Annotated in this window: 15 protein-coding genes; 14 read left to right on the plus strand and 1 reads right to left on the minus strand. The window is 34.2% G+C overall.

The window, feature by feature from the left end; genetic code table 11:
• Positions 1–7: 7 nt before the first annotated feature.
• The 6 genes from ACNH59_RS07270 (at position 8) to queG (ending at position 7,064) form a co-directional block, all read left to right on the plus strand.
• On the plus strand, positions 8–553 hold the full coding sequence (locus tag ACNH59_RS07270; RefSeq protein ID WP_418264751.1) for a c-type cytochrome: 546 nt from the start codon (positions 8–10) through the stop codon (positions 551–553).
• 27 nt (positions 554–580) lie between these two features.
• Positions 581–1,930, plus strand: a complete 1,350-nt coding sequence (locus ACNH59_RS07275; protein ID WP_418264752.1) for a quinol:cytochrome C oxidoreductase — start codon at positions 581–583, stop codon at positions 1,928–1,930.
• Between the two features lie 19 nt (positions 1,931–1,949).
• Positions 1,950–3,101, plus strand: a complete 1,152-nt coding sequence (locus ACNH59_RS07280; protein WP_418264753.1) for a cytochrome c oxidase subunit II — start codon at positions 1,950–1,952, stop codon at positions 3,099–3,101.
• Positions 3,102–3,131: 30 nt separating this feature from the next.
• A complete protein-coding gene (locus ACNH59_RS07285; protein WP_418264754.1) occupies positions 3,132–4,928 on the plus strand; it encodes a cytochrome c oxidase subunit I in 1,797 nt (598 codons plus the stop codon).
• Positions 4,929–5,011: 83 nt separating this feature from the next.
• A complete protein-coding gene (gene ruvB, locus ACNH59_RS07290; RefSeq protein WP_418264755.1) occupies positions 5,012–6,034 on the plus strand; it encodes a Holliday junction branch migration DNA helicase RuvB in 1,023 nt (340 codons plus the stop codon).
• A 64-nt stretch (positions 6,035–6,098) separates the two neighbouring features.
• Positions 6,099–7,064, plus strand: coding sequence for a tRNA epoxyqueuosine(34) reductase QueG (gene queG, locus ACNH59_RS07295; protein ID WP_418264882.1), 966 nt, complete (start codon positions 6,099–6,101; stop codon positions 7,062–7,064).
• An 11-nt stretch (positions 7,065–7,075) separates the two neighbouring features.
• Here the strand turns inward: queG and ACNH59_RS07300 are convergent, their stop codons facing one another.
• Entirely contained in the window at positions 7,076–8,104 is a 1,029-nt protein-coding gene (locus tag ACNH59_RS07300) for a LacI family DNA-binding transcriptional regulator (RefSeq protein WP_418264756.1), read from the minus strand.
• 147 nt (positions 8,105–8,251) lie between these two features.
• On the opposite strand from ACNH59_RS07300, the gene ACNH59_RS07305 reads away from it, so the two are divergent.
• The 8 genes from ACNH59_RS07305 (at position 8,252) to sprA (ending at position 26,566) form a co-directional block, all read left to right on the plus strand.
• Positions 8,252–10,876 (plus strand): TonB-dependent receptor domain-containing protein, encoded by a 2,625-nt coding sequence (locus tag ACNH59_RS07305; protein ID WP_418264757.1) that lies wholly within the window; start codon positions 8,252–8,254, stop codon positions 10,874–10,876.
• Between the two features lie 347 nt (positions 10,877–11,223).
• Positions 11,224–12,549: an MFS transporter gene (locus ACNH59_RS07310; RefSeq protein WP_418264758.1), complete on the plus strand. Its 1,326-nt coding sequence runs from the start codon at positions 11,224–11,226 to the stop codon at positions 12,547–12,549.
• Positions 12,550–12,565: 16 nt separating this feature from the next.
• Positions 12,566–13,492 carry a carbohydrate kinase family protein gene (locus ACNH59_RS07315; protein ID WP_418264759.1) on the plus strand — a complete coding sequence of 309 codons (927 nt, stop codon included), beginning with the start codon at positions 12,566–12,568 and terminating at the stop codon, positions 13,490–13,492.
• A 6-nt stretch (positions 13,493–13,498) separates the two neighbouring features.
• Entirely contained in the window at positions 13,499–15,235 is a 1,737-nt protein-coding gene (locus tag ACNH59_RS07320) for an alpha-amylase family glycosyl hydrolase (RefSeq protein WP_418264760.1), read from the plus strand.
• Positions 15,236–15,854: 619 nt separating this feature from the next.
• Positions 15,855–16,289 carry a CBS domain-containing protein gene (locus tag ACNH59_RS07325; protein WP_418264761.1) on the plus strand — a complete coding sequence of 145 codons (435 nt, stop codon included), beginning with the start codon at positions 15,855–15,857 and terminating at the stop codon, positions 16,287–16,289.
• A gap of 162 nt (positions 16,290–16,451) precedes the next feature.
• Entirely contained in the window at positions 16,452–18,731 is a 2,280-nt protein-coding gene (locus ACNH59_RS07330; RefSeq protein ID WP_418264762.1) for an NADP-dependent malic enzyme, read from the plus strand.
• Positions 18,732–18,787: 56 nt separating this feature from the next.
• A complete protein-coding gene (gene ruvA, locus ACNH59_RS07335; protein WP_418264763.1) occupies positions 18,788–19,369 on the plus strand; it encodes a Holliday junction branch migration protein RuvA in 582 nt (193 codons plus the stop codon).
• A 27-nt stretch (positions 19,370–19,396) separates the two neighbouring features.
• Positions 19,397–26,566, plus strand: a complete 7,170-nt coding sequence (sprA, locus tag ACNH59_RS07340) for a cell surface protein SprA (RefSeq protein ID WP_418264764.1) — start codon at positions 19,397–19,399, stop codon at positions 26,564–26,566.
• The last annotated feature ends 2 nt before the right edge of the window (positions 26,567–26,568 follow it).

Here is a 26,568-nt window from a genome sequence, read left to right on the forward strand (position 1 = left end):
TAAAGATATGAAAAGGGTATATAAAATAGCACTTTTATTAGGCATCACTATTTTAGTGGCATCATGTCAAAATAAAAAAGCACCGAATTATCAATACTTTCCTAATATGTATGAATCAGCAGGTTACGAAACCTACTCTGAATCTAGTGCATTCAAAAACGGAAAAGAAGGTCAATTGCCTGTAGATGGTACCGTGAAAAGAGGTTTTGAACCTTATGAGTATGAAAACTCAACTGCAGGATATGAGTTGGCAAAAGCTAACTTAAAGTCTCCTTTGGATTCTTTAGATAGAAGTTCAGAAAAAGGAAAAGAACTTTATGAAATTTATTGTATTAGTTGTCATGGATCAGCTGGTAATGGTAAAGGAAAGTTGGTTGAAAGAGAAAAATTTCTTGGTGTTCCAAGTTATAAGGACAGGGTAATTACTGAAGGAAGTATTTTTCATGTTGAAACTTATGGTTTGAATTCTATGGGTTCTCATGCTAATCAATTAAGTGCCCATGAACGTTGGCTAGTTGCTGACTATGTTCTAAAACTTAAAAGCCAATTATAATTGTTGAACAAACTGATCGTTATAGATATGTATACATTTTCAAGTAAATTAAAAACTTTTTCTATTATCCTTATGGCCGTTGGTATCTTGGGTATTGGGTATGGTTTTTTGAATGCACCTAAAGATATTCAAGAAGTTGAGGCACTTCTTGCAGCAGAAAGTCATGATGGACATGGTGCTGATCATCATGAAGAAACAAAAGTTGCTGATGAAGCTCACGCTGATGCACACCATGATAAAGCTGAAGTTGCTCATCATGATGCTGAGCACACAGAGCATTTAAATCATGTTTTGCATCAATTGCAAAACAAACCATGGGCTGCTTTATATGTAGCTTGTATTTTCTTTATGTTGGTTTCAATGGGAGTTTTAGCTTTCTACGCAATTCAACAAGTAGCTCAAGCAGGTTGGTCTCCAGTCTTGTTTAGAGTGATGCAAGGAATTACGGCCTATTTGCCTTATGGTTCAGTAATCTTCTTTGTGATTTTAATTTTATGTGGTTTGCATTTTAATCACTTATTTATTTGGTTAGATCCTGAAGTTGTTGCTCACGATGAATTAATTGCTAATAAAGCAGGTTATTTGAATTTTCCTTTTTGGATTGTTCGTGCAGCGATTTTCTTAATTGGATGGAATCTTTACAGATATTATTCAGCTAAAAATTGTGTTGCTCAAGACGAATCAAATGATGATTCTTTCTATAAAAAGAATTTTAATATATCAGCTGGCTTTTTAGTTTTCTTTATTGTTTCTGAATCTATTATGTCATGGGACTGGATTATGTCTATAGACCCTCACTGGTTCAGTACATTGTTTGGGTGGTATGTTTTTGCAAGTTTCTTTGTAAGTGGTATTACTACTATTGCATTAGTAACGGTTTATTTAAAATCTAGAGGGTTTTTAGAATATGTTAATACGAGTCACGTTCATGACTTAGCGAAATTTATGTTCGGAATCAGTATTTTCTGGACTTACTTATGGTTCTCTCAATTCATGTTGATTTGGTATGCTGATATTCCTGAAGAAATCACTTATTTTATTACAAGAATTCAGTTGTATAACCTTCCTTTCTTTGGAGCTGTTGTTATGAACTTTGTATTTCCTTTGTTAATTTTATTAAATACAGATTTCAAAAGACTGACGTGGGTTATTGTTATGGCTGGTACAGTTATTTTAGCGGGTCATTATATTGATTTCTTTAATATGATTATGCCTGGAACAGTAGGTGATCGTTGGTTCATTGGTGTTCCTGAAATTTCATCAGTTCTTTTCTTCCTTGGATTGTTTATTTTTGCGGTTTTCACTGCATTAACTAAAGCTCCTTTGTTGCCAAAAAGAAATCCATATATAGAAGAAAGTAAACATTTTCATTATTAATATTTAAAGAGATAAACAGATGACAAGTTTGTTGGTAATTATAGTTTTAGTTTTATTAGCTGTTGCTTTGTGGCAATTGACTAAGATATTTGATCTTACACAAGTAGGTTCAAGTTCTGACAATTCCCAAGTGGCTACTGATAAAGATAATAATCTGCAGGGGTACTTAATGTTTGGCTTTTTAGCTTTCATTTATATATTTACTATTTATGGATTATTAAAGTGGGGAGGTTTAGCGCTCCATACACCTGCTTCTGCTCATGGTGGAACAGTTGATAATTTGATGAATATTTCATGGGTATTATTGTTTACTGTTCAGGCAATTACTCAAGTTTTATTACACTATTTTTCTTTTAAATATAGAGGTAAACAAGGTCAAAAAGCATTGTATTTTGCTGATAATAACAAATTAGAGGCTATCTGGAGTATTATTCCTGCAGTTGTTTTAGCTGGTTTGATTCTTTATGGATTGTATGCTTGGACTAATATTATGTTTATTGATGATGAGGAAGATACCGTTGTGATTGAGTTATATGCTCAACAATTTAAATGGTCTGCTCGTTATGCAGGTGAAGACAATGTGTTAGGTAAAGCAAATGTAAGGTTTATTGAAGGTATCAATACATTAGGTGTTGATTTGTCTGATCCTAATGCTCAAGATGATATTGTAGTATCTGAATTGCATATTCCAAAAGGAAAAAAGGTTCATTTTAAAATGAGATCCCAAGATGTATTGCACTCTGCTTATATGCCTCACTTTAGAGCTCAAATGAACTGTGTTCCTGGTATGGTTACTGAATTCGCTTTTGAACCGATATATACAACTGCCGAATATAGAGAGTTGCCATATATGGTTGAAAAAGTAGCTCATATTAATGAATTGAGAGCAAAAAAATCAGTTGAGTTAATAGCTAAAGGTGGTACTGGATTAGATCCTTATACTTTTGATTACGTTCTTATTTGTAATAAAATTTGTGGTGCTTCTCACTACAATATGCAAATGAAAATTGTTGTAGATACTCCAGAAGATTATAAAAAATGGATAAAAGAGCAAGCGCTATTATCGCAACAAATCAAAGAGGCTAATGCTCCTGCTGATGCTGCAACACCAATTGATGCTTCAAAAGCTAAAGATACAGTTGTAGTTGCTAATGTAGTAGCAGTTAAATAATATTATTAAGAAAATTTAAAGTAAACATTTATGTCAGCAGAAGGTCACGATCACGGACACGATCACGAACACGAACATCACCATAAAGACACATTCATTACTAAATATATCTTTAGTATTGATCATAAAATGATTGCCAAACAGTATCTTATTACAGGTATAATTATGGGAGTTATTGGTGTAGGTATGTCTATGCTTTTTAGAATGCAATTAGCATGGCCAGAAGAATCTTTTAAAATATTTAATATTTTATTAGGTGATAAATTTGCTCCTGATGGAGTTATGGCTAATGATATTTACTTAGCTTTAGTTACGATACATGGTACTATTATGGTATTCTTTGTGCTTACAGCTGGTTTGAGTGGAACATTTAGTAACTTGTTGATTCCTCTTCAAATTGGTGCGCGAGACATGGCATCTGGATTTATGAATATGATTTCCTACTGGCTTTTCTTTTTGTCAAGTGTAATCATGGTTTGTTCTTTATTCGTTGAAGCAGGACCTGCTTCTGCTGGTTGGACAATTTACCCTCCATTGAGTGCATTGCCTCAAGCTATTCCTGGTTCAGGAATGGGAATGACTTTATGGTTGGTTTCTATGGCTATTTTCATTGCTTCTTCTTTAATGGGATCTTTGAACTATGTGGTTACGGTAATTAACTTGAGAACTAAAGGAATGTCTATGACAAGATTGCCACTTACTATTTGGGCTTTCTTTGTAACTGCAATCATCGGTATTGTTTCATTTCCAGTATTATTATCAGCAGCATTATTGTTGATTTTTGATAGAAGTTTTGGAACTTCTTTCTTCTTATCTGATATTTATATTGCGGGTGAGGTTTTACATTACCAAGGAGGTTCTCCTGTATTATTTGAGCACTTATTCTGGTTCTTAGGTCACCCTGAAGTGTATATCGTATTATTGCCTGCTTTAGGTATAACATCTGAAATTATAGCAACTAATTCTCGTAAACCAATCTTTGGGTATAGAGCGATGATTATGTCGATTCTTGCAATTGCATTTTTATCTACAATTGTTTGGGGTCACCATATGTTTATCTCTGGTATGAATCCATTCTTAGGATCTGTATTTACATTTACAACATTGTTGATTGCAATTCCATCTGCAGTAAAAGCTTTTAACTATATTACTACACTTTGGAAAGGTAACCTACAGTTGAACCCAGCTATGTTGTTTTCTATTGGGTTAGTTTCTACTTTCATTACTGGAGGTTTAACAGGTATTATTTTAGGAGACAGTACATTAGATATTAATGTTCACGATACTTATTTCGTTGTTGCTCACTTCCACTTAGTAATGGGGATTTCTGCACTTTACGGAATGTTTGCTGGTATCTACCACTGGTTCCCAAGAATGTTTGGAAGAATGTTAAACAAGAACTTAGGTTATGTACACTTTTGGGTAACTGCAATTTGTGCTTATGGTGTTTTCTTCCCAATGCACTTTATTGGATTAGCTGGTTTACCAAGACGTTATTATACAAATACTAACTTTCCATTGTTTGATGATTTGCAAAACGTAAACGTATTGATTACAACATTTGCCTTAGTTGGTGGAGCGTTCCAATTAGTATTTTTATACAATTTCTTTGCTAGTATTTTCTACGGTAAGAAAGCTGAACAAAATCCATGGAAATCTAATACACTAGAGTGGACTGCTCCAGTTGAACATATCCATGGTAACTGGCCAGGTGAAATCCCAGAAGTACACAGATGGCCTTATGATTATTCTAATCCAGGTCATGATGTAGATTTTGTTCCTCAAAATGTACCTATGAAACCAGGTGAAGAAGTTTTACATCACTAGGAAAAAATTTATAATTAAAAGTAATGCCTTTCTATTTTAGAAAGGCATTACTTTTTTATCTTAAGTTGTTTTATCTTTGTGTTATGAATGATAATTTAGATCCTACTACCAATAATTTTGGTGCAGAGGAATTCGATTTAGAAAAAAAATTACGTCCGCTATCCTTTAATGATTTTGCAGGTCAAGATCAGGTGTTGGAAAATTTGAAGGTTTTTGTTGCAGCTGCTAATCAAAGAAATGAAGCCTTGGATCATGCGCTATTTCATGGTCCTCCTGGATTAGGTAAAACGACCTTAGCGAATATTTTAGCGAACGAATTAGAGGTTGGAATTAAAATAACATCTGGACCAGTTTTGGATAAACCTGGTGATTTGGCTGGTTTGTTAACCAATTTAGAGGAACGCGATGTTTTGTTTATAGATGAAATTCACCGTTTGAGTCCGGTTGTGGAAGAATATTTGTATTCGGCTATGGAGGATTTTAAGATTGATATCATGATTGAATCTGGGCCAAATGCTAGAACTGTTCAGATTAATCTGAATCCTTTTACGCTTATTGGTGCCACTACACGTTCAGGTCTTTTGACGGCTCCTATGCGTGCACGTTTTGGTATTTCCTCTCGTTTACAATATTACACTACGGAGCTTTTGACAACGATAGTTGAACGTTCAGCTTCTATTTTAAAAATGCCGATATCTCTTGAAGCTGCTATTGAAATTGCCGGTCGTAGTCGTGGTACGCCTCGTATTGCTAACGCATTGTTGCGTAGAGTACGTGATTTTGCCCAAATTAAAGGAAATGGTACTATTGATATAGAAATTGCTCGTTATAGTTTGAAAGCGCTGCATGTTGATGCTTTCGGCCTAGATGAAATGGACAATAAAATCCTAAATACTATTATTGAAAAGTTCAAAGGTGGGCCTGTAGGCTTGTCTACATTGGCGACAGCCGTTTCTGAAAGTAGTGAAACCATCGAAGAAGTATATGAACCCTTTCTTATTCAAGAAGGTTTTATTATGCGGACCCCTCGTGGTCGAGAAGTGACAGATAAGGCTTATAAGCACCTTGGAAAGATGAAAACGAATATCCAAGGAGGTTTGTTTTAAATTTTTGTGGCTTTATCATGCGCCGTTCGCTATTTTTTTTATGGCTGAAATAGCCATAAAAAGGATGCCACTCCCATCAGGGCTACTAGAAATCCTAAATAATTATATTATTTCTAAAACAAAAAATACCCAATTCATAAAATCCGAAGCCAAACGCCTCGGGTTTTTGTCATGTGGTATATCCAAAGCTGGTTTTTTGGAGAAAGAAGCACCTAGGTTAGAAAGTTGGTTGAATAAGAATTCTAACGGTCAAATGTCCTATATGGAGAATCATTTTGACAAACGATTAGATCCAACGAAACTTGTCGAAGGAAGTAAGTCGGTTATTTCGTTATTGCTAAATTATTATCCCGATACCACTCAGATTTCCGATACTTATAAAATATCTAAGTATGCTTATGGTCACGATTACCATTTTGTAATCAAAGATAAATTAAAGGAGTTGTTGTTCTCCATTCAGTCTGAAATTGGGGATGTTTTTGGTCGTGCTTTTGTTGATTCTGCTCCAGTTTTGGATAAGGCTTGGGCTGCTAAATCAGGTTTAGGCTGGATTGGAAAAAATTCTAACCTGCTTACTCAAAAAGTGGGTTCCTTTTATTTTATAGCTGAACTTATTGTTGATTTAGAATTAGATTATGATCATGCGGTTACAGATCATTGTGGTTCTTGTACTGCCTGCTTAGACGCTTGTCCTACACAAGCAATTGTAGCTCCTTATGTAGTTGATGGTAGTAAGTGTATTTCTTATTTTACTATCGAGCTTAAAGAAAGTATTCCTTTAGAAATGAAAGGTCAATTTGATGATTGGGCCTTTGGTTGTGATGTCTGTCAAGATGTTTGTCCTTGGAATCGTTTCTCTAAACCCCACAACGAACCTTTATTTAACCCTGATCCTGAATTTTTAACCTTGTCTAAAAAAGATTGGGAGGAAATCACCGAAGAGACCTTTAAAAAGGTGTTTAAAAATTCACCAATCAAAAGAGCAAAATTTAATGGGTTGAAACGAAACATAAACTTCTTGAAACAGTAGGTTTTTTCTTTTTAGTTGTTCTTTTTAGTTGATTCTCTGATGACTATGTTGGTGTTAAGTTCAACTATTTTGGGTGTAAATGCGATGTTTTTCTTTTCAGCGTTAATTTCTTCTAATAGTAAGTTGAAAGATTCAACTCCCATTTCGTAGCTTGGTTGCTCTACTGTACTTAGTTTAGGTTGCACTACTTTTGACATAAACCAATTGCTAAATCCCATTAACGCTATTTGGTTTGGGACATTGATGTTGTTTTCATTAAGATAGGATAGGACACCTACAGCTACTAGATCAGTTGTGCAAAAGATAGCCTCTACATCAGTATGGTCCATTACTATTTGTTTGGCAAATTCTACTCCCTCTTCAAAAGTTACATTTTCGCAAGTGTAAACTAATTTTGGGTCAAAGGAAATTTGGTTTGTTTCTAGGGCTCTTTTGTAGCCAATAAAGCGGTCGATTGCATTTTGAGGGTTGATTGGACCTCGTATATACGCTATTTTTTTGAACCCACTATCAATTAGATGTTGTACTGCACTCATAGCAGCCTTCTGGTCATTGATTACAACTTTTGAGCTTGGAATTAGTTTAGAAATTTTATCAAATTGAACAAATGGTATTTTTCTTTTTAGGATTTCTTTTATGTGATCGTCATCATTAGAATCATTGGAAAGTGACATAATTATACCATCAACTCTTTTGTGGATTAAAAGGTCTACTTGTTTTTTTTCTAATTCTAATGATTCATTGGATTGTAAAATGATGACTAAATAGCCATTTTTTTCAGCTTCAGCAATTATACCGTTTATGACATTTGAAAAGAAATGATGTACTACTTCGGGGATAATTAGTCCAATAGTTTTAGACTCTTTGGTTCTTAGATTTACTGCAAAGCTATTAGGGCTATAATTTAATTCCGTTGCTAAGTCAATTACAGCTTTTTTTGTTTTTGAACTTACATCAGGATAATCTTTTAGTGCTTTGGAAACGGTAGTGATTGATATTCCAAGTTTTTCTGCAATTTCTTTTAAAGTAGTTTCTGCCATCGATTAAATATTTGTTTTGTCTAAATCGAAAACGTTTTCGGTATTTCGAAAACGTTTTCGATTTGGGTATATGTAAAGATTATACGTTTTAATTATACATTTGGTATAAATAACTAATTAAAACTATTAATCTAATAATTTAAAGCTATGAAAAACATTAATTTAATTTTTAAAAAAATAGGGCTATTTATAGCGTTATTATTTTTCAATTTGTCTTTTTCTCAAAACAACAGTTTGTCGGGTGTTGTTGTTGAAGCAAATGGCTCACCCATTCCAGGAGTGAATATTTCCATTTTAAACGCTAAATATACTACTTCTACTGATATAGATGGAAAATATTCTTTTCAATCTTTACCAAAAGGACCAACTACAATTATTGCTACCTATATAGGTTTTAAAACCTATCAAATGAAAGTTACTATAAATGGTAGTACTATACAAAATATTACAATGGCTGAAGATGCCAATGTTCTAGATGATGTTATTATTACCGGTGTGATTAATCCTAGAGCAAAAGTTAAATCTAGTGTGTCCATTACATCTATGAATGTTAGTCAAATTGAGCAGTCAGCACCAAGATCAACAGCGGAAATTTTTAGAACTATTCCTGGTATTCGTTCTGAGTCTTCAGGAGGTGAAGGTAATTCGAATATCGCGGTTCGTGGTGTGCCAATTTCCTCTGGGGGATCTAAATATTTACAAATTCAAGAAGATGGTCTGCCAGTATTGTTGTTTGGAGATATCGCTTTTGCTACTGCAGATATTTTTACAAGATTTGACAGAAATATTTCAAGAGTTGAGGCTATTCGTGGAGGTTCGGCTTCTACATTAGCGTCTAATTCTCCAGGAGGTATTATCAATTTCATAAGTAAAACAGGTCAAAAAGAAGGAGGTTCTTTAAGTACTACTTTTGGATTAGATTATAATAATTTTAGAACAGATATTGATTATGGTTCTAAAATAGGTGATGGATTGTATTTTCATGTTGGTGGTTTTTACAGAGCTGGTGAAGGTGTTAGAAATACAGGTTTTACAGCTAATAATGGAGGACAGGTTAAATTTAATATTACAAAAGAATTTGAAAACGGATCTGTTACCATTTTTACTAAATTTTTGAATGATAGAGCAGCAGCTTATATGCCAATGCCAGTTAAGGTGACAGGGACTAATGCTAATCCTACATGGGGAAGTGTTGATGGTTACGATGCTACAACTGGGGCATTACAATCAGTGTATTTAGATCATAATGTTGGTTTAGGGGCTGATGGTCAATTGCGTAGAGCTAAGGTTGCAGATGGAATGCATCCAGTTTCTACATCAATCGGCGCGAGTGCTAATTTTGATTTAAATGAAGGATGGAAAGTGTCTGATAATTTTAGATATTCTGCAAATAGTGGAGGTTTTATTTCGCCTTTCCCAGCAGAAGTAGGAACTGCAAGTTCAATTGCGAACTCTTTTGGAGCAGGTTCAAAACTAACTTATGCTAATGACGGAACTCCATTTAATACTCCTAACGGGCTGGTTTCAAGAATTCATATGTTTGATGTTGATTTAAACAACATGAACAACTTTATGAATGACTTAAGGCTGACTAAGAAATTTGGAAAATTAGGAATTACTGCGGGTTATTTTAAATCTATCCAGAATATTTCAATGACATGGGTATGGAATTCATATTTACAAGAAGTGTCGGATAATAATCCTCGATTGTTGAATGTATCAGATGCAACTGGAAATTCTTTGTCAGATAACGGATTATATGCATATGGGACACCATTTTGGGGTAATTTAGCTAGAAATTATGATACACAATACAATGTTTCTGCTCCATATATGAACGTTTCAATTGATGCAACAGATAATTTATCTATTGAAGGAGGTATTCGTTATGACAAAGGTAGCGTGAGTGGTTCATTTGCTGGAGCTTCACAAACTCAATTTGACTTGAATAATGATGGTATGATTTCAACTCCAGAGTCAAATGTTTTTGCTGTAAATACGGCTAATGCTACGCCTGTGGATTACGATTATGATTATGTGTCTTATACTGTAGGGGCTAATTATTTATTGACTGCAAAACAATCTGTGTTTGCTCGTGTTAGTAAAGGTGCCTCAGCTAAAGCGGATCGTATTTTATTCTCTGGTTTGAACTATTTAGATGGTGATAAAATTAATGCTTTGGATTTCTTGACTCAAGCAGAATTGGGGTACAAGCAAAAATTTTCTAACGGTTATGTTTATGCAACAGTTTTTCAATCTAAAACAGATGAACAAGGTGGATTTGAGGCTTCTTCTAATAGTATAATAAAAAACAACTATAAATCGTTCGGTTTAGAGTTAGAAACTGCTTATAAAGTTAGTGATAATCTAAATTTGATGGGTGGATTGACTTATACAAAGGCTGAAATTACTTCAGGTGATAACAATGGAAATCAACCTAGAAGACAACCTAAATTAATGTATAGTTTTACGCCAACTTATAAATTCTCAAATGATAAAAATACTTTTGGTTTGAGTTTTATTGGACAAACTAAATCATATGCTCAAGATTCTAATCAGTTAGTAATGAACGGTTATGTGATTACAAATGGATTTGTGGAAGTTGAAGTTGCTAAGGGATTGTCTTTGAATTTATCTGCTAACAATTTGTTTAATACTTTAGCGATTACCGAAGCTGAGGAAGGAAGTATTACTGAAAATTCAGTAAATTATGTTAGAGCTAGATCATTAACTGGAAGATCAGTTTCGCTAGCTTTGAACTACAGATTTTAATAAATTTTGAATATGTGTTGGTTAAATAATTCCCAAGTCCGTAGTGATTTGGGAGTTATTTTTAAAAAAGTAAATACACACATTTATCGCATAAAATATTTTAATTAAATTTTTATCTCTTGTTATTTGCTTTCATTTTCCTTTTTCAAATTATAATGGAAATGAAGAGTCTAAAAATGAAAAGGTCATAAGTGCTAAGTTAATTGTGATTTACAAAAAGTTCCGATTTTTAGTGTGTTGATTTGAAATGAGTAAGAGAACAAACACAAAGATTTTGATTTTAAGGTATCGTTAAGAGTCAAATAACCTGAATGTAATTGTAACTAAACTAAAAAAACAAAGTACTTATGTTTAAACCTAAACTTAGTTTTTGGCAAATATGGAATATGAATGTCGGGTTTTTCGGGATCCAGTATAGTTTTGGTCTGCAGCAAAGTGCAGTCAATCCCATTTATGATTTCCTTGGGGCAAGTCCAGATGAAATTCCAATTTTAAATCTTGCTGGACCAATTACGGGACTATTAATTCAGCCTCTCATTGGTGCACTAAGTGATAAGACATGGAGTCCAAGATGGGGCCGCCGTAAGCCTTATTTCTTAATAGGAGCCTTGCTTTGTAGTTTTGCCTTACTGTTGTTTCCATTTAGTAGTGCGTTATGGATGGCAGCGGGGTTGCTTTGGATTTTAGATGCAGGAAACAATACAGCGATGGAGCCCTATAGAGCTTTTATTGCAGACAAGCTTGACGATGAACAATTGCCTTTGGGTTTTCAAATGCAAAGTTTTTTCACAGGCTTTGGTCAAACGTTAGCTAATTTATCTTTGTTTATTTTTCCAATGATTTTTATTGGTAAAACAGGCTCGCTACCTACTTGGGTATATGCATCCTTCTTTTTAGGGGCAGTTTGCTCCATAGGAAGTATCTGGTGGAGTATTAAAACAACAAAAGAAATCCCACCTTCTCCAGAAGAATTAGAGCGTATAAGGTCTAATAAAAGTGGTGTTTTTGATCCTCTAATCGAAATTTTCTCCGCAATTGGAGATATGCCTAAAGTGATGTGGCAATTAGCCCTAGTTTATCTTTTTCAATGGTATGCCTTATTTTGTTATTGGCAAAATTCTTCAAAAAGTATTGCTTTATCCGTTTGGAATGCCAGTCCCAAAAGTAATCCTACAGCTTATGAAGAAGCTGTTTCTTGGACAGGACTAGTTAATGGTTGGTACAATATTGTAACCTTTTTAGTTGCATTTGCCCTAGTGGGTTTTGCTAAAAAATTTGGCCCCAAATACGTACATGCATTCTGTTTGCTTTTAGCTGCGATTGGATTTTTATATTTCCCGCACATACAGGATAAGAATTTATTGTTTTTTGCCATTACTGGATTTGGTATAGGATGGGCGAGTATGATGGGTATTCCTTACTTGATGGTTGTGTCAGAGATACCGAAAGAACGATACGGTGTGTATATGGGAATTATTAACATGATGATTGTCATTCCGATGATTATTCAAAATGTTACGTTTGGTTACATATTGAAACATTTTTTACATAATGATTCTCGATTGGCCATATCTTTTGCAGGAGTTTTATTGCTGTTAAGTGCTGTAGCGACTCTTTTAATTAAAAATAGAAAAGTGACAGGAGAGATTAAAATTAATCCAGTTAGTCACTAAAAAAAAACATATAAAAATGAAGAATATAGATATCCTTTGTGTAGGTGAAGTACTTGTCGATTTTATTGGGCATCAGCATGGTGTTCTTATAAATGAAACTAGGGATTATCATAGGTATCTTGGTGGCTCACCTACCAATGTAGCCATGAATGCTTCTCGATTAGGATTAAATGCAACTTTAGTTGCTGCAGTTGGGAATGATGGTTTTGGGACTTATATTTTTGAGAGGTTGTCAGAAGTGGGTGTGGATACTAGTCAAATTAAAACCTTAGAGAATAAATCTACTAGTGTTATTTTCGTATCAAGGTCGGAGGGGACTCCAGATTTTATTCCGTTCCGAGAAGCTGATTGTTGCCTTGATGAAGAGCAAATTACAGATGAAATTTTATCTAAAACTAAGATATTTCACACTACTTGCTTTGCATTAAGCAAAAACCCAGCCCAGAAAACAATTTTAAAAAAGGCTGAAGCTGCATATAACTTAGGATGTCAACTAAGTATTGATGTTAATTATGCTAAAAAACTATGGAAAAGTCAGAAGAAAGCTTTTAAGGTGATTAAAGCATACTGTCAGTTCAACCCGCTTATAAAAATAAGTGAAGATGATATGTTGCGATTGTTTGAAAAAGAGCTTCCTCATGATGATATTTTTCAATTTTTTCATGACCAAGGAGTTGATACTGTTTGTTTGACTTTAGGTAGTAAAGGGGTTAAATTATCACAAAAAGGAAAAGAAGTAATCCAATTACCAGCCATTAAAATAGAGCAAGTAATGGATGCAACTGGTGCGGGTGATGCCTTTTGGTCTGGTTTTTTGTTTGCTTATATTAAGAAAAAAACAATTCAGGAATGTCTTGATGTAGCCTTGAAACTAGCGGCTTTAAAATTGCAAAATGTAGGTCGATTACCAGATAATATTAATGTTTTATCTCAACTTTTATAAATTATCATGAAGCAAAATAATAAAACAATATCAAATGGTGTTATGCTTAATGCTTATCCAGATAGCATTGGAGAGAAATTAAAGGATACCATACGGATGCTTGAAAAGACAGAGTTTAAAGATGTTTTCTCTTTATTCTATGTGTTGCCTACATTTTTCAATAGTGATTTAGATAGGGGATTTTCAATTATTGATTATGACATCAATAAGGAGCTAGTGGATAGTGAAGATTTAGATGCTTTGAAGAAACTCAATATCAAATTGAAATTTGATATTGTACTGAACCACCTTTCTGTTGCTTCTCCTCAGTTTAAGGATTTGCTTAAACTTGGAAATCAATCTAAGTATAAAGACTTTTTTATTAATTGGAATGAGTTTTGGGAGGGCAATGGAACTCTAAATGAAGAAGGTATTATGATTCCGAATGAGGAGTTTCTGAATAAACTTTTCATGAGAAAATCTGGATTGCCGATATTAAAAGTACGTTTCCCTGATGGTACAGAACAGCCATATTGGAACACTTTTTACCAACAAATCACCTACAATGAAATCGTTAAATCAGATTTAAAATTTATAAAAGGATTGTCAGAGTTACAATGCTCTTTTATTTGTGAAAAGGTTAATAAGGCTATAGCCCTTGATCAAGGTTTTGAAAATATAAACTTTGAAGATTGTATGCCTTTTAAAGCAGCTGTTTTAGAAGTTGTCGAGCAAAAACGTTCCTATCTAGGGCAAATGGATGTTAACGGTGAATCGCCATTAGTATGGGAATTTTACGAAGAAACACTCAAAAAGTTAAATGGGTATGGATGTAATATTCTTCGTCTAGACGCCTTTGCTTATTTGCATAAAGAAGTGGGGGAGTCCAATTTCTTTAATGTTCCTGGGACATGGGAGTATTTGGAACGAATAAAAAAAATTGCGGACAACAACAGCCTGATGTTGTTGCCAGAAATTCATGCAGAATACGGACTCCATTTGCACGATGAAGTAGCAAATGAAGGATATACTATTTATGACTTTTTCCTGCCCGGATTAACGATTCATACCATTGAAAATAAAAGCAGTACAGCATTGCTTCAATGGGCAAAAGAAATTGTTTCCAAAGGATATAATACCGTAAACATGCTTGGTTGTCATGATGGTATTCCGGTTTTAGATCTAAAGGGGAAAAATGTTAATGGGATTTATAATAAAGGTTTGTTAGAAGATGATGAGATTGAGGTTGTCATGAATACTATCATGGAACGTGGTGGCCGAGTGAAAAATTTATACGATCCATCGGGTAAAAAGATTTCGTATTACCAAGTTAATGCTACTTTTTTTAGTGCATTAGGTGAAGACGAACAGAAATTACTTTTGGCGAGAGCTATCCAAATGTTTATGCCTGGAATTCCTCAAGTTTGGTACCTGGATATTTTTGCAGGCAAAAATAATTATGCTGCCGCTGATAACGGAGGCAGTGCAGGTCATAAAGAAATTAATCGAACAACATTGACCATGCAAGATATTGAAGATGGACTGAAAACCGATGTGGTCAAGAAGCAGTTGGAGATTATTCGTCTTAGAAATACTTCAAATGCATTTTCAGGTAAAGTAGCTATTAATGATGCAGTTGAAGATATAATTGATATTAAGTGGGAAAACAATGAAACCGTAGCGCATTTAATAGCAAGTCTAAAGACTTATGCGTTCACAATAGATTGTAAGGAAAATGGAATTACTAAAACTATGAGTTTTTAAGAGGTATTTGGATTGTTAGCTATGCGTTTGGGCATTAAAGTACTTTGGTTGTTTAGGGAATTATGAATTGATTACGACTAGATTCAGATACTAATGAAGTAAATAGAAGTTTCTTTTATGCTCAATACCGCTAGCAATAAAAACGATGCAATAGCCTAGCTTGGCTAGGTGGAGAGATTTTTATTTAAAACTTTTTGACACTTATTCATTAAAGACAGATTGTTCCATTTGTTAAGTATTCACATTCCTGAGTTTTAAAAATTGGCCCTATTAATTTAGAGTATAGTTATCGTGATAATAGTGTAAATACTTCAAATGTTTTCAATAGATTTTATTTTTTCAAAAGTTAGATGAAATTTTGATTTATAACTTGATCTTGTTTAAGATTAGCTTTTTTAAAATTTGAAAATATCAGTTGACGACTTCAAGATAATATGGGTTTTACTTGGGTTTTAGGGAATAATAAGTAAAAGCTTGAAATTAATGAGAATTTATGACTTTATTCTTGATTATGATGGGTATTATGATTGTTAAAAACGATTTTATTTGAAATATTTGAAAAATTTGTATTCTAATTCATTTTAATTCTTTAAATTTAAATTCTTAAAATTTTTTAGATATGACTGTAAATCAAATATTAAGCGTTAAAGGGAATAATGTTTTTTCTATTGTTTCCACCATTTCTGTTTATGAGGGACTAAAAGTGATGGGTGAGAAAAATGTAGGGGCATTGTTGGTTATCGATGATAATGAAATTGTGGGTATTTTGTCTGAAAGAGACTATGCGCGTAAAATTGTTTTAAAAGATAAAACTTCTAAAGGAACTCTAGTAAAAGATATAATGGGGACGGGAATAATAACGGTAAAACCAACAGATGATATTAATTTTTGTATGGGTTTAATGAGCGGTAAAAGGATTCGACATTTACCTGTGGTAGATAATGGTTCTGTTTTGGGTGTTGTTTCCATTGGAGATATTGTAAAAGCGGTCATCGAAGACCAACAAGAAATAATTCATCATTTAGATTCCTACATCAATGGAACTCAAATTTAGTTTTAAAAAAGAGATACTGTATTGATATAAAAAGCCACAATTTATTGTGGCTTTTTCTTTGCTATTTTTTTCTAAATTGTTTTTTAAGAAAAGATTAAGAGAAAAGCTTCTATTTTAAACCAAGACTTATATCTTTGTAAATTAGGATAAAAATCAAAAAATATGAACAAGGACAGCAAAAGAAGAGAAGCATTATTGTATCATGCAAAACCCACACCTGGAAAAATACAAGTAGTTCCTACTAAAAAATACGCAACGCAAAGAGATTTGTCTTTGGCGTACTCACCAGGTGTTGCTGAGCCTTGTTTAGAAATTGAAAAAGATGTAAATAACGTCTATAAATATACTGCCAAAGGAAATTTAGTTGCTGTAATTTCAAACGGTACGGCTGTTTTGGGACTTGGTGATATCGGACCTGAAGCTTCTAAGCCTGTAATGGAGGGAAAAGGACTGTTATTTAAAATTTTTGCTGATATTGATGTTTTTGATATAGAAGTAGATACCAAAAATGTTGAGGAATTCATTCAGACAGTCAAAAATATTGCTCCTACTTTTGGAGGAATTAACCTTGAAGATATTAAAGCGCCAGAATCTTTTGAAATAGAAAGAAGGTTAGTAGAGGAGTTGAATATTCCCGTAATGCACGATGATCAACATGGAACCGCCATTATTTCGGCTGCAGCTTTGATTAATGCTTTGGAATTAGCTAATAAAAAAGCAGAGGATGTAAAAGTAATTGTTTCAGGGGCAGGTTCAGCGGCAATAGCCTGTGCCGATTTATACCGATTGTTAGGGGTTAAGTTTGAAAATATCTACATGTTTAATAGTAAAGGACTATTGACAAAAGGAAATACGTCATTGTCTGAATTGCAACTAAAGTATGCAAGAGATATGGAGCCGATAAGTCTAGAAGAAGCAGTCGTAAATGCGGATGTTTTTATTGGATTGTCTTCTCGTGATGTGTTGAGCGCTCAAATGCTATTGACCATGTCAGATAACCCAATTGTTTTTGCGATGGCAAATCCTAATCCCGAAATTGATTATAATTTAGCCATTTCAACAAGAAAAGATATTATCATGGCAACGGGACGTTCAGATCATCCTAATCAAGTGAATAATGTTCTTGGGTTTCCTTATATTTTTAGAGGCGCGCTTGATGTTCGTGCTACCAAAATTAATGAAGCTATGAAAATGGCTGCTGTAAAAGCATTGGCTGCCTTAGCAAAAGAATCGGTTCCAGAGCAAGTAAATGTAGCTTATGGTGCGACCAAGTTAATTTTCGGAAAAGAATATATCATTCCAAAACCTTTTGATCCGAGATTAATTGCTATAGTGGCTCCCGCTGTTGCTAAAGCAGCTATGGATTCAGGTGTGGCGCAACATCCTATTACCGATTGGCAAAAATACGAAGATGACCTATTAGAGCGTTTAGGAAACGACAATAAAATGCTTCGTATGATTACTAATAAAGCCAAAATGGATCCTAAACGTATCGTATTTGCAGAAGCGGAACATCTAGATGTTTTAAAAGCAGCTCAAATTGTTTACGAAGAAGGTGTTGGAATCCCAATTTTGTTAGGGACAAAAGAAGTGATTTTAGAGTTGAAAGAAGAATTAGGTTTTGATGCCGATGTCGAAATTATAGACCCTAAAGAAAAAGAAGAAGAAGAAAGAAGAAATCGATTTGCAACAGCTTATTGGGAAGCAAGAAAACGCAGAGGTATTGTTTTGTATGATGCTCAAAGATTAATGCGTGAACGAAATTATTTTGCCGCCATGATGGTAAATGAAGGAGAGGCAGATGGATTGGTTACAGGACATTCTAGAAGTTATGCAACTGTTTTGCGACCGATGTTTCAGTTAATAGAAAAGGCACCAGGAGCTTCGATTGTTGCAACCACTAATATGATGATGACGGCTAGAGGACCTATGTTCTTATCTGATACAGCAATTAACATCGATCCTTCAGCGGAAGAATTAGCCAAAATAGCTTTGATGACCGCTAAAACAGCAAGGATGTTTGGAGTAGAACCTGTTATCGCTATGGTTTCGTATGCTAATTATGGTTCTTCTACCAATGAAAGAGCTTCCAAAGTTAGAGAAGCTGTGGCTTACCTTCATAAAAATCATCCCGACTTAATTGTTGATGGCGAAATTCAATCTGATTTTGCTTTGAACCCTGAAATGTTACAGGAAAAATTCCCGTTTTCTAAATTAGTTGGAAAGAAAGTCAATACTTTGATTTTCCCAAATTTAGATGCGGCTAATATTACCTATAAGCTTTTAAAAGAGTTGAATAAAGTAGAATCTATCGGTCCTATTATGATGGGAATGGGTAAGCCAGTACATATTTTTCAATTGGGTGCAAGTGTTGAAGAAATGGTCAATATGGCTACAATTGCGGTATTAGATGCGCAAGAGAAGGGGAAAAAGAAAAAATAATTTGAAGTTCTTATCACTGAAAATTTTTGAATTTTTGGTGGCATATTATAAAATAAATGATAGCACATTTACAGGGGAAATTAGTTGAAAAAACACCAACTGACGTGGTGATAGACTGCAATGGTGTTGGGTATCAGGTGAATATTTCATTGCATACCTATTCTTTATTGCCTAATTCTGATTTTATAAAATTATTTACTCATCTTCAGGTAAAAGAAGATGCCCATACTTTATTTGGGTTTATTGAAAAATCGGAAAGGGAAATTTTTAAATTATTATTGTCTGTTTCAGGAATTGGAGCTAGTACTGCTCGTACAATGTTGTCTTCTTTAAATCCAAAACAAGTTATTAATGCCATTGCCTCAGGTGATGTTTCTACTATTCAATCTGTAAAAGGAATTGGTAGTAAAACCGCGCAAAGAGTAATTTTAGATTTAAAAGAAAAAATGCTAAAGCTCTATGATATTGATGAAGTTTCAATTTCACAAAGCAATACAAATAGAGATGAAGCGTTATCTGCATTAGAAGTCTTAGGGTTTGTACGCAAAACATCTGAAAAAGTTATTGAGAAAATCGTAAAAGAAGATCCTGAAGCATCTGTGGAATCGATTATCAAACAGGCTTTGAAAAATTTATAAAAAAAATTAAAAAATAACACGAATTGTATGTGTAGGATTTATACTTTTTTGCTGGTTTTATTTTGTGGTTTTGTATCGCTGGCTCAAGAAAATGAAGTCGTTCAGGATACCGTAAAAACGGGCTATTCTCTTGGGAAAGTTCAGTTAAAAACGCCTCAAAGTATTTTATCAGCCTATACTTATGATCCAGTAACGGATAGATATGTTTATACAAAATCAGTAGAAGGTTTTTCGATTAGCTATCCTATTATTTTGACACCTAAGGAATATGAGAGCCTGGTGTTAAAGGAGTCGATGCGGGACTATTTTAAGCAAAAATCAGATGCTATTGATGGTAAGAAAGAAGGAAGTGAAGAAGCAAAAAAAGATTTACTTCCCAAATATTATGTGAATTCTGGTTTTTTTGAATCCATTTTTGGAGGAAATACCATTGACGTAAAACCTACCGGTTCTGTAGAAATGGATTTAGGAGCTCGCTATACTAAACAAGACAATCCCTCTTTTTCTCCAAGAAACAGATCCAATCTTGCTTTTGATTTCAATCAACGGATTAGTATGAGTTTAATGGGGAAAGTAGGAACTAGAGTAAATGTTAACGCGAATTACGATACCCAGTCTACTTTTGCTTTTCAAAACTTATTAAAGTTGGATTATACACCTACAGAGGACGATATTATTCAAAAAATAGAGGTGGGTAATGTCAGCATGCCTTTGAATAGTTCTTTGATTCGAGGAGCGCAAAGTTTATTTGGGGTGAAAGCGCAATTGCAGTTTGGGAAAACCACCATAACAGGGGTGTTTTCAGAACAAAAATCACAAACCAAAAGCGTCGTGGTACAGGGCGGAGGAACGATTCAAAATTTTGATGTTTTTGCTTTGGATTATGATAATGACAGGCATTTTTTCTTGTCTCAATACTTTAGAAATAAATATGACGCTTCCCTTAAGAATTATCCGTTTATTGATAGTAGGGCTCAAATTACGCGATTAGAGATTTGGGTCACGAATAGACAAAATAGAGTTACCCCAAACTCAAATAATCTAAGAAATATAATTGCATTACAAGATTTAGGTGAAGCTCAGTTAACGGGGATTCCTGATAATGAAGTGGTTGTTTTGGATCCATCAACGGGAATGTTCAATAGTCCAATTGATTCGCCTGCTGATAATAAAAACAACGATTATGATCCAAGTCAAATTCAAGCAGGAACAGGATTGTTAAACAATAATATTAGAGAAATTGCTACTGCTAATTCTGGATTCAATGGTATCACACCTAGAGAAGGTCAGGATTATTCTAAGTTGGAGAATGCAAGAAAGTTATTGCCTAATGAGTATACTTATCACCCGCAATTAGGGTATATTTCACTACAACAACGTTTGTCAAATGATGAGGTTCTTGCTGTTGCTTATGAATACACAATAGGAGATAAGGTTTATCAAGTGGGAGAATTTGGAAATGATGGAGTAGAATCAACCGTTGTTACTGGTACGGCTAATTCTAATCAAGCTGTAATTACGCAGAGTTTGATTTTGAAAATGCTAAAAAGTAACTTGACCTATGTCAAAAATCCTATTTGGAATTTGATGATGAAAAATATTTATCAAATCCCTGGAGCCTACCAAGTGAAACAAGAGGATTTTAGATTCAATATTTTATATACAGATCCTTCTCCTTTGAACTATATTACTGAAGCTAAAAATACTGCTGGAGTTCCAGTGCCATTTCCTGCTAATCCTACAGTGGATAACAAGGTAGCTGAAACACCATTGTTGAAGGTGTTCAATTTGGATAAGTTAAATTACAACAATGATCCACAAACAGGTGGGGATGGTTTCTTTGATTTTATGGAAGGCCTAACAATGGATTCTCAAAATGGACGAATTATATTTACAACTAAGGAACCTTTTGGGGAGTTGCTTTTTTCTAAATTAAAAAATCCAAATAGTGCGGAGAATTACAATGACCCTGCTACCTATAATGAAAATCAAAAGAAGTACGTTTATAGAACTATGTACCGTAATACACAAGCGGGTTCATTAGAAGATAGCGATAAAAATAAATTCTTATTAAGAGGTAAGTACAAGTCTACAGGAAGTGATGGGATTCCCATAGGCGCCTTCAATGTGCCACAAGGTTCAGTTGTGGTTACCGCGGGTGGTCGTAAACTGGTAGAAGGAGTTGATTATAGTGTGAATTATCAATTGGGACGCGTGCAGATTTTGGATGCATCCTTGCAAGCTTCTAATACGCCCATTAATGTATCCCTAGAGAATAATTCCATTTTTGGTCAACAAACGACTCGTTTTATGGGGGTAAATGTAGAGCATAAAATTTCGGATAAATTTGTGGTGGGAGCTACATTGTTGAAAATGTCTGAAAGGCCCTTTACAACCAAATCTAATTACGGTCAAGAATCGGTAAATAATACCATTTTCGGTTTTAATACTAACTTTTCTACCGAAGTACCTTTGTTTACTCGTTTAGTCAACAAGTTACCAAATGTAGATACTGATGTTCCTTCGAACTTGTCTGTAAGAGGTGAAGTAGCATTTTTGAGACCAAATGCATCTTCGATTGATAGTTTTAATGGGGAATCAACTATTTACGTTGATGATTTTGAAGGTTCACAATCTACTATTGATATGCGTTCGCCTTACGCTTGGAGCTTGTCTTCTACTCCAGACCGAAGCGCTACAAGTACTTATGATTTTGGGGCTAGTGCCAATGATTTAACTTATGGTTATAAAAGAGCAAAATTAGCTTGGTATTCTATTGATCCAATTTTTTATACTTCTAAACCTGATGGAGTATCTAACAATGATTTGTCATTAAATAAAACAAGAAGGGTTTACAGTGAAGAACTGTATCCTTTGACAGATATTGCCTTAGGTCAAACTCAGGTGGTAAACACGCTTGATTTAACATACTTCCCATCTGAAAGAGGGCCTTATAATAATAATCCAAATTATGCTTCGAATCCTCAAGATAATTTTGGAGGGATAATGAGAGCTATCAATTCAACTAATTTTGAACAAGGAAATGTAGAATACATTCAGTTTTGGGTTCAGGATCCTTATGTTGGTAAAGGAGAGGTTGCTGCTAGTAATACTGGAAAAGTGTATTTTAACTTAGGTGAAATATCAGAAGATATTTTGAAAGACGGTAGAAAGCAGTTTGAAAACGGATTAGGTCCTGATCAAGTATTAACGAATCCAAGACCGCTTTGGGGGGATGTTCCTGCTTCTCAATCTTTGATTTATGCTTTTGATACTAATGAAAACAATCGTTCAAATCAAGATTTAGGTTTAGACGGTTTGCCTAACGGAAAGGAAGCTGAAGTATATACGAACTTTGCTTCTGAAACGGATCCTGCTGCAGATGATTATACATTTTATCTGAATACAACGGGAAGCGTTATCAATAGATATAAGAACTATAACGGTGTTCAAGGGAACTCAGCAGTCAATATTACAGATGCCAATAGAGCTTCTACTGCTGTTCCTGATGTTGAGGATGTCAACCGAGATAATACGATGAATACCATAAATGCGTACTATGAGTATAGTGTTGAAGTAAAGAAGAATATGCAGATTGGGGAAAATTATATTACTGATATAAGGGAAACTCAAGTGACTTTGCCTAATGGAGAAGTTACACCTGCAAGATGGATTCAGTTTAAAATTCCAGTGGCGCAACCACAAAATAAAATTGGAGATATCAATGATTTTAGATCCATTCGTTTCATGAGAATGTTTATGACTGGGTTTAATGAAGAATTGACTTTGCGTTTTGGTTCTTTAGATTTAGTGCGAGGGGATTGGAGAAGATATACAAGCACTCTTGATTTTAATGATACCAATGTTACTGATGACGGGACGGAACTGGATGTAATAGCTGTGAATATCCAAGAGAATAATACGCGTTGTCCGATTAATTATATCCAGCCTCCGGGGGTTGTAAGGGAGCAATTGTTTAATAATAATACCATCATTAATCAAAACGAACAAGCCTTGTCTTTAAGAGTTTCAGGTGATGGATTAGAGCCAAAAGATGCAAGAGCAGTATATAAAAATGTAAGTATTGATATGCGTCAGTATAAAAGACTTAAAATGTTTTTACATGCTGAATCATTGCCTAATCAAGCCTTGTTGGCCGATGATAAAATGGTAGGATTCATCCGTTTTGGAAATGATTTCAATCAAAACTTTTATCAAATTGAGATTCCATTAAAGGTAACGCAACCTTCTAATTGTTCCCCTTTGAGTGCAGAGTTGGTTTGGCCAGAAAGCAATCAAATTGATTTGGCTTTGTCATTATTGACTAAATTGAAAATTCAATCCACTAGTGTTGACCCTACCACTTTGCCTTTGGATGGGATTTACTATCAAAATGAAGATGAATTAGATGGTTCAGCCAGTTCCAAAATAAACAAACTCCGTTTAGGGGTAAAGGGAAATCCTAACTTCGGTTTAGTGCGAACATTAATGGTTGGGGTGAAAAGTGCTGCTGAAGATGCCGAAGGGAAGATTAAAGGTGAAGTTTGGTTTAACGAACTCCGATTGTCTGAAATGGACAATGCAGGAGGAATGGCCGCTTTATTGAATATAGATACCAATATGGCTGATTTAGCAACGGTTTCTGCTACTGGTAGAAAAAGCACAGTAGGTTTTGGCGCTATTGAACAAGGGGCAAATGAACGTAGCCGTGAAGATATTCAACAATACAATATTGTGACAAATATTAATTTAGGGAAATTATTGCCAAACAAATGGGGTGTTAATTTACCGTTTAATTATTCAGTAGGAGAGGAAACCATTACTCCTTTGTACGATCCTTTCAATGCAGATATCAAAATTAAAGAGTTGTTAGATAATACTGCTAGTCAAGCTGAAAAAGATAATATTATCAATAGAGCTGTTGATTATACGAAACGTACTAGTATTAATTTTATTGGTGTAAGAAAACAAAGAAGTCCAGAACAAAAACAGCATGTTTATGATCCAGAGAACTTTACCTTTTCACAGTCAATTAATAAAGTAGAGCGTCATGATTATGAAATTGAAGATTATTTAGACCAACAAGCAATGACCGCAGTTGATTATGCATATAGTTTTCAATCCAAACCAATTGAACCTTTCAAGAAGACTAAATTCATGAAGAAAAGTAGCTATTGGAAAATGTTGAGCGATTTTAACTTTAATTATTTGCCGTCTAATATTACATTTAATACCAATATAAATCGACAGTACAATCGTCAACAATTTAGACAGGTGGATGTAGAAGGTATTGGTCTTGATCCGCTTTATAGAAGGAATTTCGCATTTAATTATCAATATGGAGTGAACTATAATTTGACTAAATCATTGAAGTTGAATTATACTGCATCCTCTGCTAATATTGTCAAAAACTACTTGAACGAGGATAATGAGCCTCTTTCTAATTTCTCTATTTGGGACGGTTATTGGGATAGTGGTGATCCATTCAATCATACACAACAATTGGTTGTGAATTATGAGTTGCCTATCAATAAGATTCCAGTGTTTAGTTTTGTCAAGGCTAATTATACCTATACAGGGAATTATAGTTGGCAACGTTCTTCTACGTTTTTATCAGAATTAGAAATTGATGGCTCGGTTTATAATTTAGGAAACACCATTCAAAACGCTAGGGCTCACACTTTGAATGGTAGTTTTAATATGGACATGCTCTATAAATATTTAGGACTCACTAAAAAAGCAGCTACAGGTGGAAAGCAATTGATGAAACCAAAAACAATTCCTAAGCCAGGTGAGAAAGTAGTGAATATAGTTGCGGCTAAGCCTGAAGCTACTCGTAGTCCATTTGTAGAAGGAATGATAGGTGTTTTGACAAGTGTGAAAAACATTCAATTAAATTATACGGACAATAGTGGGACTGTTTTGCCTGGTTTTACTCCTGGTTTAGGTTTCTTCGGGTCCTCAAAACCTAGTTTAGGATTTATTTTTGGTAGTCAAGACGATATTCGTTTTGAAGCAGCAAAAAATGGTTGGCTGACAGATTATCAGGATTTCAATCAAAACTTTACACAGGTGCATAATAAGGCCTTTAAGGGAACCGCTAATATTGATTTGTTTCCAGATTTAAAAATTGATTTGAATATGGATAGGACCTATTCTGAAAATTTTTCTGAACAATACGATGTATCAAATGATGGTGCTTATAACTCGCGATCGCCTTATACGTATGGAATGTTCTCTATTTCAACAGTTATGATTGGGTCCGCTTTTTCTACTAGCGATGAGAATTTCTCAGAAGCATTCAACGAATTTAGAGCTAATAGGATTACTATAGCAAATCGTTTGGCTACTGAAAGAGGGATTGATATTAATAATACAGCTAATCTTGATGCAGAAGGCTATCCAATTGGTTTTGGAAAAAATAATCAGGCGGTTTTGCTGCCAGCATTCCTAGCGGCTTACACTGGTGGAGATGCCTCTAGTACTTCTTTAGGAGCTTTTAGGAATTTTCCAATTCCTAACTGGTCTGTGAAATATAATGGGCTCATGCGTTATGAAATGTTTAAAAAGAATTTCAAGCGTTTTTCATTACAACATAATTATAGGGCCTCTTACACGATTAATCAATATCGTTCGAATTTTAAATATGATGAAAACCCTAATGGAACTGATGATAGTGGAAATTTCTTTAACAAGACTTTGATTTCTAATATCAATTTAGTGGAGCAGTTTAGTCCACTTGTTAGAGTTGATTTTGAGTTAAGAAATGCATTTAAATTCCTTACTGAAATTAAAAAAGACCGTGCCTTATCTATGAGTTTTGATAATAATTTATTGACTGAGGTTAAAGGTGTAGAATATATTGTTGGTTTGGGATATCGATTTAAAGATGTAATTTTCTCTTCCAGATTGGCAGATAACCCTACTGGTGTTATAAAAGGAGACATCAATATGAAGGCGGATTTGTCGTATCGAAACAATCAAACGATTGTGCGTTATTTGAATTATGATAATAATCAATTGGCTGCAGGGCAAAATATTTGGTCATTAAAGTTTACTGCAGATTATTCGTTCAGCAAAAACTTAACAGCAATATTTTATTATGATCATTCGTTTTCTCAAGCTGTAATATCAACTTCGTTTCCTTTAACAAATATTAGGTCTGGTTTTACGTTACGTTATAATTTTGGTAATTAATT

Origin of the sequence: Flavobacterium faecale (genome assembly GCF_048320115.1) — a bacterium.
Classification (GTDB): Bacteria; Bacteroidota; Bacteroidia; order Flavobacteriales; family Flavobacteriaceae; genus Flavobacterium; species Flavobacterium faecale_A.